Origin of the sequence: Pseudomonas sp. AKS31 (assembly GCF_023634765.1) — a bacterium.
Taxonomy (GTDB): Bacteria; Pseudomonadota; Gammaproteobacteria; order Pseudomonadales; family Pseudomonadaceae; genus Aquipseudomonas.
The window spans coordinates 66,985-80,672 of the sequence record NZ_JAMLFX010000017.1; the positions used below are offsets into that span (position 1 = coordinate 66,985).

The following is a 13,688-nucleotide window of genomic DNA, read 5'->3' on the forward strand; positions in this document are numbered from 1 at the left end:
GGAACAACTGTTCCTGCTCAGCCTTGTTGTCCGGCAAAGCCTTCAGCGCAACCTGGCTGAACGCCGAAGTTTTCAAGCGCTTGCTCGCTTGCATGCGCTCCAGCGCGGCGTTGCGATCCAGCGGCTTGTCCATGTAGAAGATATCCGCCGTTGGCAGCTTCAGTGTCGGCGTCAGCTCGGCCAGTGGCGGCTTGGCTTTGGCTGGCATCTGCGCATCGACCATGACGAACTTCTCTACCTGCGCCGTTTGTTTCTCGCTCAGGTATCGCGCGGCCCAATAGGCGCCAGTGCCGTGTCCGAGCACGACAATGCTGCGTGCGCTCTGCTGCTCGGCGTAGGCAACCGCGGCGTCGATGCGCGCAAAGATTCGTTCGGCGTCTGCCTTGGATTGTTCTTCAGTGGTTTCGGCGACCACTTGATCCGCCACCTCGGCTTCGCCGCCGGCGGCTTGCTCTATCGGCTGCGCGGTGGTGGCGTCCTTGCTGCCTGACTCCGGCGTTTTCGGCGCAGCCGGCGCTGCAACCACGCGCGGTGCGATGGCGTCGCTTTGCAGGTCGGGCAGGGTGATACTCAGGCTGCTCCACATTGCATCGGGCAGTTTGTGCCGCAACGGGCCGACTGCCTGCGGCCAGTCAGCGGTTTCGCCGGCGCCGGGGATGATGATCACCGCGCCTTTCGGTTCGGCGGTGTTGGCCGGTTTCCACAGGGCGAGGAAGGTGTCGGTGCCGGCCTGCAACTGTTGCTGTTCTTGCGCCGGGACTTTACGTTCCAGTGCGGCGGCCTCTTCCTGACTACGCTCAAGCAGTGGCTGGCGTTCGGCCGGTTGTTCTTCTGCCGGTTTTTCCGCCGCAGGGGCGGGGTCGGCGGCGTTGACGGAAAACGCACAAGGCAGGAGCAGCGACAGGCACAATGCTGGCATTGCCAGGCGGTAGACAGAGGGCATCGGTTATTCCAGGCCAGAAAGTATCCCGGCAGCCTAATGGGTTGGTCAGAATTTGTCAGTGTATGAGACTTCAATGAAGCGATTTTGCTGCCTGTGGGTTATCGGCTGTTTATGGGTTCCCTTGATGGGCTGGGCGGCGCCTGCGCCGCCGTCACATCTCGCACAGTTGTCGGCGAGCCAGCAGCAATGGCTGGCACAACACAATGAATTGCGCGTCGGTCTGGTGTTGCAAGCGCCCTATGCGCAATACGATCGGCGTTTGCAGCGGCTGTCCGGGGCCAACGTCGAGCTGATGAAGTTGTTGGCCAGGACGCTCAATGTCGAATTGAGCTGGCGCAATTTTCAGGATCTAGCACAACTGGAAACCGCCGTGCGTGAGGGCGAGATCGATATCGCTCCGGGCTTGAGTCAAACCCCGAGTGCATTGCGTCTATGGCAGTTCTCCGATCCCTACATGCGCGTGCCGCAACTGGTGGTCAGTGAGCAGAAGTCCGGTGGCGTGGTCGATCTGGAAAAACTCGACAGCCAGGTCCGTGTCGCCGTGCGCATGCCCAGCTCCACCGCGGACTATCTGCGCAGCAATTATCCACATCTGAACCTGCAAGGCGTGCCGCTGGAGCGTCAGGCCTTGCAGTTGCTGCTGAGTCAGCAGGCCGCCTACGCCGTGGTCGATGAGGCGCAACTCGGACGTTTGTCTGTCGAGCCGGAGTTCGCCGAGCTGGTGGTGGTCGGCGATATCGGCCTGCCGCAACTGCTGCGCGTCGGCTCACGCCGCGATTGGCCGGAGCTGGCCGGCATCGTGCAAAGTGCCTTGCGCGCGATCCCGGCCAAGGATCTGGAGCAATTGCACAACCAATGGCTGCAACCGAAATACCCGCGACTGTCGGAGTCGCCCGGTTTCTGGCAGAACCTCAGCCTGTTGTTTGCGGTAATGCTGCTCAGCTGTGTTGCGATCGTGTTCTGGCAGCGCCGCCAACAGCACAGCCTTGAACAACGATTGCTGGCCGCCCGGGAAGACATCGCCTTGCGCGCGGCCAGCGAAGAAGCGCTACGGTTGACGCAATTCTCCATCGATCAAAGTACCGTCGGCATCCTCTGGGTCAATTGGGACAGCCATGTGCGTTACGCCAATCGTGCGGCGGAAAGCATGCTCGGCTATCCCTCCGGCGGGCTGATCGAGCGCCCCTTGATCGATTTCGAACCGGGGCTGCACATGGACCGCTGGCTCAATCTGTGGAAACGCGCGCGGGCCAGCGAAGAAGGGCCGCTGAGTTTCGAAACCAGTTGCGTGCGCGCCGACGGCAGTGTCTTGCCCGCGGACGTGTCGCTGAGTTTCCTGCGCTTTCGCGACAGCGAATACCTGGTGGTTTACCTCACCGACGTCACCGAGCGTCGTCGTGCACTGGCGGCGTTGCAGGAAAGCGAGGCGCGTCTGCAAGGCATCGCCGCCAATGTGCCGGGGCTGGTGTTCCGTCTGGAGCGGGCGCCGGTGACCGGGCAGATCGACTTTGCCTACATCAGCGAGGGCAGTGAAACGCTGGTCGGTTACGCCCCGGCTGCTATTGCCCATCGCGACATGGGCTTGCGCAGCCTGGTGCATCCCGACGATAAGGCGAGTTATCACCGCACTCAGGATCAGGCGCTGGACACCGACAGTGACTGGTCATGGCAGGGCCGGATCCTCACGCGTCAGGGCGAGCAGCGCTGGGCCGAGATCAAGGCGATCACCCGGCAACTGGAGGATGGCGCCTATGTCTGGGACGGCATCGTCTGGGATATCACCGAGAGCAAGCGTATCGAGCTGGAACTGGCGGCCTCCCGTGAGCAACTGCGCGAACTGTCGGCACACCTTGAAAGTGTGCGCGAAGAAGAAAAGGCGCGAATTGCCCGCGAGGTTCACGATGAGCTGGGGCAAATGTTGACGGTGCTGAAACTGGAAACTTCGATGTGCGAATTGGCCTACGCGCAACTCGATCCCGGTCTGAACGAACGGTTGAACAGCATGAAACGCCTGATTGCCCAGTTGTTTCAATTGGTGCGCGATGTGGCGACGGCGCTGCGCCCGCCGATTCTCGATGCCGGGATTGCCTCGGCGATCGAGTGGCAAGCGCGGCGCTTCGAGGCGCGTACGCAGATCCCGTGTCTGGTGCAGGTGCCGGACAATCTGCCGGCGCTCAGTGATGCCAAGGCAATTGGTCTGTTCCGGATTCTGCAGGAAGCGCTGACCAATGTGATGCGCCATGCCCAGGCGCATACTGTGGAACTGACGCTGGCGCTTGCGGGCGACGAATTGTGTCTGACGGTCAGTGATGATGGCGTAGGATTTGTCCCCGCTGTCGGTCGGCCGACTTCGTTTGGTCTGGTGGGCATGCGCGAGCGGGTGCTGATCATGGGCGGGCGGTTGACGCTGGAGAGTGAGCCGGGGGAGGGTACCAGCCTTAAAGTGTGGGTGCCGGTAGATCGCTGAAACATCGCAGCCTTCGGCAGCTCCTGCATTGATCGCGTTCCCCTGTAGGAGCTGCCGAAGGCTGCGATCTTTTGCTCTTAAAACAACAACCGAGGAGAGTGCAAGTGATCCGTGTACTGGTAGCCGAAGACCACACCATCGTTCGCGAAGGCATCAAGCAGTTGATCGGCCTCGCCAAGGATCTGCAAGTGGTGGGCGAGGCGAGCAATGGTGAGCAATTGCTCGAGACCCTGCGCAATGTGCCATGCGAAGTGGTGCTGCTCGACATCTCCATGCCCGGGGTCAATGGTCTTGAGGCGATCCCGCGAATCCGGGCGTTGAACAATCCACCGGCGATCCTGGTGCTGTCTATGCACGACGAAGCGCAGATGGCCGCGCGGGCGCTGAAGGTCGGCGCGGCCGGGTATGCGACCAAGGACAGTGATCCGGCGCTGTTGCTCACGGCCATTCGCAAAGTCGCGGCGGGTGGGCGGTACATTGATCCGGATCTGGCCGATCGCATGGTCTTCGAAGTCGGCCTGACCGATGCTCGGCCGCTGCATTCGTTGCTGTCCGAGCGTGAGTTCTCGGTGTTCGAGCGCCTGGCCCAGGGCGCCAACGTCAACGACATCGCCCAGCAACTGGCCCTGAGCAGCAAAACCATCAGCACTCACAAGGCGCGGCTGATGCAGAAGCTCAACATCACCTCGCTGGCCGAACTGGTCAAATACGCGATGGAACACAAACTCCTCTAAATGCACCACAAAACCCTGTGGGAGCTGGCTTGCCAGCGATGAGGGCATGTTAATTACATCAATGTCGGCTGACCCACCGCTATCGTGGGCAAGCCAGCTCCCACAGGGTTCTTTGTTCAGCGATCGGTGAGCATATCTGTTAGCGACACGCGCTTTTGCTTGTTCTTGCAGCTTGCAGCTTGCCACTCGCCACTGCCTTATCCATTAGCGCCATCCTTGTAGGGCAATCCCTACCCTCAACCTTCCATCCGGCTGAGGCGATTCTCTCCTGCGCCCCGATTTGCGCGGCTGTCAGCAGCCACTAGGCTTAACCCACAAGCAGTCATCAACAACAAAGGTGTGGGTATGAGCCAGGTCGAAACAAACGCAGGGGCCAGCGATGTGCTGGTCAGCTTTCGTGGAGTGCAGAAGAGCTACGACGGCGAGAACCTGATCGTCAAAGACCTCAACCTGGACATTCGCAAAGGCGAATTCCTCACCCTGCTCGGGCCGTCCGGTTCCGGCAAGACCACCAGCCTGATGATGCTCGCCGGTTTCGAAACACCGACCGCTGGCGAGATTCTGCTGGCCGGGCGCTCTATCAATAACGTGCCGCCGCACAAGCGCGACATCGGCATGGTGTTCCAGAACTACGCGCTGTTCCCGCACATGACTGTCGCGGAAAACCTCGCATTCCCGCTGACCGTGCGTGGGCTGAACAAAAGTGATGTCAGCGACCGCGTGAAGAAAGTCCTCAGCATGGTTCAGCTCGACGCGTTTGCCTCGCGCTACCCGGCGCAGTTGTCCGGCGGTCAGCAACAGCGTGTGGCCTTGGCCCGCGCGCTGGTGTTCGAACCGCAACTGGTGCTGATGGACGAACCCCTCGGCGCCCTCGACAAGCAACTGCGTGAACACATGCAGATGGAAATCAAACACCTGCACCAGCGCCTCGGCGTGACCGTGGTCTACGTGACCCACGATCAGGGTGAAGCGCTGACCATGTCCGACCGCGTGGCGGTTTTCCACCAAGGCGAAATCCAGCAGATCGCCCCGCCGCGTACCCTTTACGAAGAACCGAAAAACACCTTCGTCGCCAACTTTATCGGCGAGAACAACCGCCTTAACGGTCGCTTGCTCAGCCAGAGCGGCGAGCGCTGCGTGGTCGAGTTGGGCCGTGGCGAAAAGGTCGAGGCGCTGGCGGTCAACGTCGGCCAGACCGGCGAACCGGTGACCCTGTCGATCCGTCCGGAGCGCGTCTGCCTCAACGGTTCGAGCGATCAATGCGTTAACCGCTTCTCAGGGAGGGTGGCGGAATTCATCTATCTGGGCGACCACGTCCGGGTGCGCCTGGAAGTCTGCGGCAAGACCGACTTCTTCGTGAAACAGCCGATTGCCGAGCTCGATCCTGAACTCGCCGTCGGCGACGTGGTTCCGCTTGGCTGGCAGGTCGAGCACGTACGCGCACTCGATCCTCTTTTAGAGGCGAACTGATCGCCCCGGCAATACCAACACCAACCCTGCACGTGGAGAGAACAATAAATGTTGAGATCCCTGAAGTTCACCGCCCTGACCCTGGGCCTGATGGGTGCGGCCAGCGCGATGGCCGCCGGCCCGGATTTGACCGTGGTGTCGTTTGGCGGGGCGAACAAGGCGGCGCAAGTCAAAGCCTTCTATGCACCGTGGGAAGCAGCGGGCAACGGCAAGATCGTCGCTGGCGAATACAACGGCGAAATGGCCAAGGTCAAAGCCATGGTCGATACCAAGAGCGTGTCGTGGGACTTGGTCGAAGTTGAATCGCCAGAGTTGTCCCGTGGTTGCGACGAAGACATGTTCGAACAACTCGATCCGGCACTGTTCGGCAAGACTGAAGACTACGTCAAAGGCGCGATTCAGCCGTGCGGCGTGGGCTTCTTCGTCTGGTCGACCGTACTGGCTTACAACGCCGACAAGCTGAAAACCGCGCCAACCAGTTGGGCGGATTTCTGGGACACCAAGAAATTCCCGGGCAAACGTGGTCTGCGCAAAGGCGCCAAGTACACCCTCGAATTCGCTTTGATGGCCGACGGTGTGGCGCCGAAAGACGTCTACAAAGTGCTCGCCGGCAAGGACGGTCAGGACCGTGCGTTCAAGAAACTCGATGAGCTGAAACCAAGCATTCAATGGTGGGAAGCCGGCGCACAACCGCCGCAATACCTCGCTTCCGGTGACGTAGTGATGAGTTCGGCCTACAACGGTCGCATCGCGGCGGTGCAGAAAGAATCCAACCTGAAAGTGGTGTGGAACGGCGGCATCTACGACTTCGACGCGTGGGCCATCCCGAAAGGTCTGGACGCCAAGCGCGCCGAAGCGGCGAAGAAATTCATCGCCTTCTCGGTACAGCCGCAGCAGCAGAAAACCTACTCGGAAAACATCGCCTACGGCCCGGCCAACACCCAGGCTGTGCCTCTGCTGGCCAAGGACGTCCTGAAAGACATGCCGACCACCCCGGAAAACATCGCCAACCAGGTGCAGATCGACGTCAGCTTCTGGGCTGACAACGGCGAGCAACTGGAGCAGCGCTTCAACTCCTGGGCTGCGAAGTAATCCTTCGTCTGTAGGAGCTGCCGAAGGCTGCGATCTTTTGATTTGCCTTTCAAGATCAACAGATCGCAGCCTCGTTGCACTCGACAGCTCCTACAGGGGTGGTGTGATTTTTGAGTGTTGATGTAATGCGGCATCACAGTGCGTGATGCCGCCCATCCAGAGATTTGCGGAGTACGTCATGGCCATCGCCGTTCCCCTGAACGAGGGCACCAGCCCCACCTTGAAGCAGAAGCTCAAGCGCGCCGAGCGGGTCAACCGCTGGAAAGCTCAAGCGCTGATTGCGCCGCTGGTGCTGTTTCTGTTGCTGGTGTTTCTGGTGCCGATCGTGGCGCTGCTCTACAAAAGCGTCGGCAACCCCGAAGTGGTCGGCGGCATGCCGCGCACCGTGGCGGCCATCGCCAGTTGGGACGGCCGTGGCCTGCCCGCTGAACCGGTCTACAAAGCTGCCGGCGAAGACCTCGCCGAAGCGCGTAAAAACCAGACGCTGGGCGATTTGTCCAAGCGCTTGAACATGGAGTTGGCCGGCTATCGCAGCCTGCTGACCAAAACTGCCCGGGCGCTGCCGTTCGCCAGCGAACCGGCCTCCTATAAAGAAGCACTGGAAGGCCTCGACGAGCGTTGGGGCGACCCGGCCTACTGGCAAGCGGTCAAACGCAACACCAGCAGCATCACGCCTTACTACTTGCTGGCAGCGGTCGATCACCGTATCGACGACCTCGGCGAAATCGCCCCGGCCACCCCGGATCAGGCGATCTACCTCGACATCTTCGCCCGCACCTTCTGGATGGGTCTGGTCATCACCGTGATCTGCCTACTGCTGGCTTATCCACTGGCGTACCTGCTGGCCAACCTGCCGTCGCGGCAAAGCAACCTGCTGATGATCCTCGTGCTGCTGCCGTTCTGGACATCGATCCTGGTGCGCGTCGCCGCGTGGATCGTACTGCTGCAATCGGGCGGTCTGATCAACAGTGGGCTGATGGCCATGGGCATCATCGATAAACCGCTGGAACTGGTGTTCAACCGCACCGGCGTGTACATCTCGATGGTGCACATTCTGCTGCCGTTCATGATCCTGCCGATCTACAGCGTGATGAAAGGCATCTCGCCGACCTACATGCGCGCGGCGATTTCCCTCGGCTGCCACCCGTTCGCCAGTTTCTGGCGGGTGTACTTCCCGCAGACCTACGCCGGTGTTGGCGCCGGTTGCCTGTTGGTGTTCATCCTCGCTATCGGCTACTACATCACCCCGGCGCTGCTCGGCAGCCCGAACGATCAAATGGTCAGCTACTTCGTCGCTTTCTACACCAACACCAGCATCAACTGGGGCATGGCCACCGCGCTGGGCGGGCTGTTGCTGCTGGCGACCGTGGTGCTTTATCTGATTTACAGCTGGCTGGTCGGCGCCAGTCGCCTGCGCCTGAGCTAAGGGGAATTCGAAATGCTGAGTCCTTACATGTCGCCCATCGAACGGGTGTGGTTCTACAGCCTGCGGATTCTCTGCGGCCTGATTCTGTTGTTCCTGATTCTGCCGGTACTGGTGATCGTGCCGCTGTCGTTCAACTCGGGCAGTTTTCTGGTCTATCCGCTGCAAGGCTTTTCGCTGCAGTGGTATCACGACTTTTTCGCTTCGGCGGAATGGATGCGCGCGCTGAAGAACAGCATCATCGTCGCCCCGGCGGCGACGGTGCTGGCGATGATTTTCGGTACGCTGGCGGCGATCGGCCTGACCCGTGGCGACTTCCCCGGCAAATCCTTGGTGATGGCGTTGGTGATTTCGCCGATGGTGGTGCCGGTGGTGATCATCGGCGTGGCGAGTTATCTGTTCTTCGCGCCGTTGGGTTTGGGTAACAGCTTTTTCTCGCTGATTGTGGTGCATGCGGTGTTGGGTGTGCCGTTTGTGATCATCACCGTGTCGGCGACATTGCAGGGGTTTAACCACAACCTGGTGCGGGCGGCGGCGAGTCTCGGTGCATCGCCACTGACGGCGTTCCGCCGGGTGACCTTGCCGCTGATTGCGCCGGGGGTGATTTCCGGTGCGCTGTTTGCCTTTGCGACTTCGTTTGATGAGGTGGTGGTGACGCTGTTTCTCGCCGGGCCTGAGCAGGCGACGTTGCCTCGGCAGATGTTTAGCGGGATTCGCGAGAACTTGAGTCCGACGATTGCGGCTGCCGCCACGTTGCTGATCGCCTTTTCCGTCATCCTGCTGCTGACCCTGGAATGGCTGCGCGGGCGTAGCGAAAAACTACGTACCGCCCAGGTTTAACGGCCAGATCAAAAGCCACCCCCTCACCCCAGCCCTCTCCCCCAGGGGGGGCGAGGGGGAAGGGAGCAGATCGTTGTGCTTTTCATAGTTTGTATTCGACTCGGTATCGCAAGTCGGTGCGCCTCTCCCATCCACCTCGGTCAGTCTTTTTACCTTCAGGGGAACGGGAGCAGATCTTTATGGTTTTCAAAACCTGAGTTCGACTAGGTAATTCAGGTCGGTGTATTGCGAGAGTACAACTCGGTCAGTCCCCTCTCCCTCGGGGAGAGGGCTAGGGTGAGGGGCTCTTGCTCTTGCCCTCAATGGGTCATTCACCACCTGAATAGCAGACAACCCCAAATCCCCAGCTAATCTTGTGCCCAGCTCCCACATCTATAAGAGGCTGCGCACGATGAGTCTGTCCCAGTTCAAAATCGCTCATAAACTGATCACCGGCGCCGCAGCCATCGAACAACTGGCCGCTGAGCTCACGCGCCTGGACATCGACAATCCACTGATCGTCACCGACGCCGCGCTGGTCAAATCCGGCACCGTCGAGCTGGCGCTGGTGCAACTCGGTGGGCGCGACTACGAGATTTTCGACCGCGTGCTGCCCGACCCGGAAATCGCCATCGTCGAAGACTGCATGCGCGTTTACCGCGAAGGCGGGCATGACGGCTTGATCGGCCTCGGTGGCGGCAGTGCCATCGACATTGCCAAAAGTGTTGCCGCGTACGCCGGTTATCACGGTGCGCTGGAAGACCTGTTCGGTGTCGACCAAGTGCCACGCAAGGGCCCGCCGCTGATCGCCATCCCGACCACCGCCGGCACCGGTTCGGAAGTGACCAATGTCGCCATCCTTTCCGACAAAGTCGCGCAACTGAAGAAAGGCATCGTCAGCGACTTTCTATTACCGGACGTGGCGCTGGTCAGTCCGCAGATGACCCTGACCTGTCCGCGCGGCGTCACTGCCGCCAGTGGCGTCGACGCGTTGGTGCACGCTATCGAATCCTATCTGTCGGTGAATGCCTCGCCGATCACCGACTCTTTGGCCCTCGGCGCCATCAAGCTGATCGCCAAGGCTCTGCCCAAAGCCTATGCCAACGGCGCCAACCTGCAGGCCCGCGAAGACATGGCCACCGCCAGCCTGATGGCCGGCATGGCATTCGGCAATGCCGGGGTCGGCGCGGTGCATGCGCTGGCGTATCCGCTGGGCGGGCGATTCAACATTGCCCATGGCGTCAGCAATGCCTTGCTGCTGCCGTATGTCATGACCTGGAACAAGATGGCCTGCGTCGAACGCATGCAGGATGTTGCCGAAGCCATGGGGGTGAAGACTGCTCATCTGAGCGCAGCCGAAGCGGCGGACAAAGCCGTGCAGGCGATGACCGATTTGTGCGCGGCGGTGGAAATTCCGGCCGGCCTGCGCAGTTTCGGTGTCCCGGAAGAAGCGATCCCGGCGATGGCCGTAGAGGCGGCGGGCATTGAGCGGTTGATGCGCAACAACCCGCGCAAACTCAGCGCTGTCGACATCGAGAAGATTTATCGCGCGGCGTATTGAGTCAGCGCCGCTCATCCGTCATGGCATAACCCAATCATCGCGGTCACGGTGCGCGCTTGGAAACTTGAGGTATACAATGCGCGCCATCGTGATTTAGCTCAGAAAAGGTGCGTCATGCAGCCCTTCGTAATTGCTCCGTCGATTCTCTCCGCCGACTTCGCCCGCCTTGGCGAGGAAGTAGACAACGTTCTCGCCGCGGGCGCCGACTTCGTCCACTTCGACGTCATGGACAACCACTACGTGCCAAACCTGACCATCGGTCCGATGGTCTGCGCGGCATTGCGCAAGTACGGCGTCACCGCGCCGATCGATGCGCACCTGATGGTCAGCCCGGTGGATCGTATCGTTGGCGACTTCATCGAAGCCGGCGCGACTTACATCACTTTCCACCCGGAAGCCACGCTGCACGTTGATCGTTCGCTGCAACTGATCCGTGAAGGCGGCTGCAAATCCGGTCTGGTGTTCAACCCGGCGACGCCGCTGGACGTGCTCAAGTACGTGATCGACAAGGTCGACATGGTCTTGCTGATGAGCGTCAACCCGGGCTTCGGCGGGCAGAAGTTCATTCCCGGCACCCTCGACAAATTGCGCGAAGCGCGGGCGATCATCGATGCCTCGGGCCGCGACATCCGTCTGGAAATCGACGGTGGCGTCAACGTCAACAACATCCGCGAAATCGCCGCTGCTGGCGCTGACACTTTTGTTGCCGGCTCGGCAATCTTCAACGCGCCGAACTATCAGGAAGTCATCGACAAGATGCGTTCCGAACTGGCGCTGGCTCGCCCATGAGCGGTTTTGAGCAGCTGTTCCCGGGGAAACTGCCACGGCTGGTGATGTTCGATCTGGATGGCACACTGATCGACTCGGTTCCGGACCTGGCAGCCGCGGTGGACACCATGCTGCTCTCCCTCGGCCGTCAACCGGTGGGCATCGACTCGGTGCGCGAGTGGGTGGGCAACGGCGCGCCGGTCCTGGTGCGCCGCGCCTTGGCCGGTGGCATCGATCATTCGGCGGTCGATGACGTCGAAGCCGAGCACGCTCTGGAAGTATTCATGGACGCCTACGGTGCCAGCCATGAGCTGACCGTGGTCTATCCCGGCGTGCGCGAAACCCTCAAGTGGCTGCACAAGCAAGGCGTGGCCATGGCGCTGATCACCAACAAGCCGGAGCGTTTCGTCGCGCCGCTGCTCGATCAGATGAAGATCGGTCGCTACTTCAAGTGGATCATCGGTGGCGATACCTTGCCGCAGAAGAAGCCTGACCCGGCGGCGCTGTTCTTTGTGATGAAAATGGCCAGCATCCCGGCCTCGCAATCGCTGTTCGTCGGCGACTCACGCAGCGACGTGCTGGCGGCGAAAGCGGCGGGGGTCAAATGCGTGGCGCTGAGCTATGGCTACAACCACGGCCGACCGATTGCCGAAGAATCACCGGCGCTGGTCATCGACGATCTGCGCAAGCTAATTCCCGGTTGCCTCGGTTCGGCCGCTGAGATAACGTTGCCCGACGCTGCTCAATCCCATTCTGGAAACGCCATCGTGGTGGTCACTCGCAAACTCTGGATGAAAGTCATCAAGGCCCTGGCCCGCTGGCGTTGGCGCGCCTGACTTGTTCCTGGCCGGCCTGCCGGCGCGTTTGCATACCTGACTGATTTGCCCCTCACACCACGAGGCACCTTATGATCCGCGAAGAATTCCTGCGCTTGGCCGCTGAAGGCTACAACCGCATTCCGCTGGCCTGCGAAACCCTGGCCGACTTTGATACGCCGCTGTCGATCTACCTGAAACTGGCCGACCAGCCTAACTCCTACCTGCTCGAATCGGTGCAGGGTGGTGAGAAATGGGGCCGTTACTCGATCATCGGCCTGCCGTGCCGTACCGTGCTGCGGGTTCACGACCATCACATCAGCATCACCGTTGATGGCGTCGAGACCGAAAGCCACGATGTTGAAGATCCGCTGGCTTTCGTCGAAACCTTCAAGGCTCGTTATAACGTGCCGACCATCGCCGGTCTGCCGCGCTTCAATGGCGGTCTGGTCGGTTACTTCGGTTACGACTGTGTGCGCTATGTCGAGAAGCGCTTGGGCAAGTGCCCGAATCCGGATCCGTTGGGTGTGCCGGACATTCTGCTGATGGTTTCCGACGCCGTCGTCGTGTTCGACAACCTCGCCGGCAAGATGCACGCCATCGTGCTGGCCGACCCTGCGCAGGCGGATGCCTTCGAACAGGGTCAGGCGCAATTGCAGGCACTGCTGGAAAAACTGCGCCAGCCGATCACCCCGCGCCGGGGCCTGGACTTCAGCAAGCAGCAAGCGACTGATCCGGTGTTTCGCTCCAGTTTCACCCAGAATGATTACGAAAAAGCCGTCGACACTATCAAGGAATACATTCTGGCCGGTGACTGCATGCAGGTCGTGCCGTCGCAGCGTATGTCGATCGACTTCAAGGCTGCGCCAATCGATCTGTACCGTGCTCTGCGTTGCTTCAACCCGACGCCTTACATGTACTTCTTCAACTTCGGCGACTTCCACGTTGTCGGCAGTTCGCCGGAAGTGCTGGTGCGCGTTGAAGACAACCTGATTACCGTGCGCCCGATTGCCGGTACGCGCCCACGCGGCGCCACCGAAGAAGCGGACGTGGCGCTGGAAGAAGACCTGCTGTCGGACGACAAGGAGATTGCCGAGCACTTGATGCTGATCGATCTCGGTCGTAACGATACGGGGCGCGTTTCGGAAATCGGCTCGGTGAAGCTCACCGAGAAAATGGTTATCGAGCGTTATTCCAACGTGATGCACATCGTCTCCAACGTCACCGGCCAGTTAAAACAAGGGCTGACGGCGATGGACGCACTGCGGGCGATTCTGCCGGCGGGCACCTTGTCGGGCGCGCCGAAGATTCGTGCGATGGAGATCATCGATGAATTGGAGCCGGTCAAGCGTGGTGTGTATGGCGGTGCGGTCGGTTACTTTGCCTGGAACGGCAACATGGACACCGCGATTGCCATTCGCACGGCGGTGATCAAGAACGGCGAGCTGCACGTGCAGGCCGGTGGCGGCATCGTCGCCGACTCGGTGCCGGCGCTGGAATGGGAAGAAACCCTGAACAAACGCCGCGCGATGTTCCGCGCCGTGGCCCTGGCCGAGCAAACCCCGGAAAGCTGAGCCAACACAAAACCTTGTGGGA

At 60.7% G+C, this 13,688-nt stretch carries 11 protein-coding genes; 10 read left to right on the forward strand and 1 reads right to left on the reverse strand.

Features of this window, described 5'->3' with window-relative positions:
- Positions 1–943 (reverse strand): alpha/beta hydrolase family protein (locus M9827_RS25595; protein WP_250607946.1); only part of this gene is annotated, 943 nt, incomplete at its 3' end.
- Between the two features lie 73 nt (positions 944–1,016).
- On the opposite strand from M9827_RS25595, the gene M9827_RS25600 reads away from it, so the two are divergent.
- The 10 genes from M9827_RS25600 (at position 1,017) to trpE (ending at position 13,666) form a co-directional block, all read left to right on the forward strand.
- A complete protein-coding gene (locus tag M9827_RS25600; protein ID WP_250607947.1) occupies positions 1,017–3,410 on the forward strand; it encodes a PAS domain-containing sensor histidine kinase in 2,394 nt (797 codons plus the stop codon).
- Between the two features lie 104 nt (positions 3,411–3,514).
- Positions 3,515–4,144, forward strand: a complete 630-nt coding sequence (locus M9827_RS25605; protein ID WP_093441901.1) for a response regulator — start codon at positions 3,515–3,517, stop codon at positions 4,142–4,144.
- Between the two features lie 345 nt (positions 4,145–4,489).
- Positions 4,490–5,614 (forward strand): ABC transporter ATP-binding protein, encoded by a 1,125-nt coding sequence (locus M9827_RS25610; RefSeq protein WP_250607948.1) that lies wholly within the window; start codon positions 4,490–4,492, stop codon positions 5,612–5,614.
- Positions 5,615–5,662: 48 nt separating this feature from the next.
- Positions 5,663–6,706, forward strand: coding sequence for an ABC transporter substrate-binding protein (locus M9827_RS25615; protein ID WP_123454004.1), 1,044 nt, complete (start codon positions 5,663–5,665; stop codon positions 6,704–6,706).
- Between the two features lie 178 nt (positions 6,707–6,884).
- A complete protein-coding gene (locus tag M9827_RS25620; RefSeq protein ID WP_093441896.1) occupies positions 6,885–8,132 on the forward strand; it encodes an ABC transporter permease in 1,248 nt (415 codons plus the stop codon).
- A gap of 12 nt (positions 8,133–8,144) precedes the next feature.
- Entirely contained in the window at positions 8,145–8,969 is an 825-nt protein-coding gene (locus M9827_RS25625; protein ID WP_093097808.1) for an ABC transporter permease, read from the forward strand.
- Positions 8,970–9,360: 391 nt separating this feature from the next.
- Positions 9,361–10,509 (forward strand): iron-containing alcohol dehydrogenase, encoded by a 1,149-nt coding sequence (locus tag M9827_RS25630; protein ID WP_250607949.1) that lies wholly within the window; start codon positions 9,361–9,363, stop codon positions 10,507–10,509.
- A gap of 114 nt (positions 10,510–10,623) precedes the next feature.
- Positions 10,624–11,298 carry a ribulose-phosphate 3-epimerase gene (gene rpe / locus M9827_RS25635; RefSeq protein ID WP_007918813.1) on the forward strand — a complete coding sequence of 225 codons (675 nt, stop codon included), beginning with the start codon at positions 10,624–10,626 and terminating at the stop codon, positions 11,296–11,298.
- Entirely contained in the window at positions 11,295–12,113 is an 819-nt protein-coding gene (locus tag M9827_RS25640) for a phosphoglycolate phosphatase (RefSeq protein WP_250607950.1), read from the forward strand. Before rpe ends, M9827_RS25640 begins: the two co-directional genes overlap by 4 nt.
- Before the next feature lie 71 nt (positions 12,114–12,184).
- On the forward strand, positions 12,185–13,666 hold the full coding sequence (gene trpE / locus M9827_RS25645; protein ID WP_250607952.1) for an anthranilate synthase component I: 1,482 nt from the start codon (positions 12,185–12,187) through the stop codon (positions 13,664–13,666).
- Positions 13,667–13,688 lie beyond the last annotated feature (22 nt).

Excerpts from the sequence above, each read along its gene's own strand:
- M9827_RS25620 (WP_093441896.1), top strand. The coding sequence starts at position 6,885 with ATGGCCATCGCCGTTCCCCTGAACGAGGGCACCAGCCCCACCTTGAAG.
- M9827_RS25615 (WP_123454004.1), top strand. The coding sequence starts at position 5,663 with ATGTTGAGATCCCTGAAGTTCACCGCCCTGACCCTGGGCCTGATGGGT.
- M9827_RS25625 (WP_093097808.1), top strand. The coding sequence starts at position 8,145 with ATGCTGAGTCCTTACATGTCGCCCATCGAACGGGTGTGGTTCTACAGC.
- rpe (WP_007918813.1), top strand. The coding sequence starts at position 10,624 with ATGCAGCCCTTCGTAATTGCTCCGTCGATTCTCTCCGCCGACTTCGCC.
- M9827_RS25630 (WP_250607949.1), top strand. The coding sequence starts at position 9,361 with ATGAGTCTGTCCCAGTTCAAAATCGCTCATAAACTGATCACCGGCGCC.
- M9827_RS25600 (WP_250607947.1), top strand. The coding sequence starts at position 1,017 with ATGAAGCGATTTTGCTGCCTGTGGGTTATCGGCTGTTTATGGGTTCCC.
- trpE (WP_250607952.1), top strand. The coding sequence starts at position 12,185 with ATGATCCGCGAAGAATTCCTGCGCTTGGCCGCTGAAGGCTACAACCGC.
- M9827_RS25640 (WP_250607950.1), top strand. The coding sequence starts at position 11,295 with ATGAGCGGTTTTGAGCAGCTGTTCCCGGGGAAACTGCCACGGCTGGTG.
- M9827_RS25610 (WP_250607948.1), top strand. The coding sequence starts at position 4,490 with ATGAGCCAGGTCGAAACAAACGCAGGGGCCAGCGATGTGCTGGTCAGC.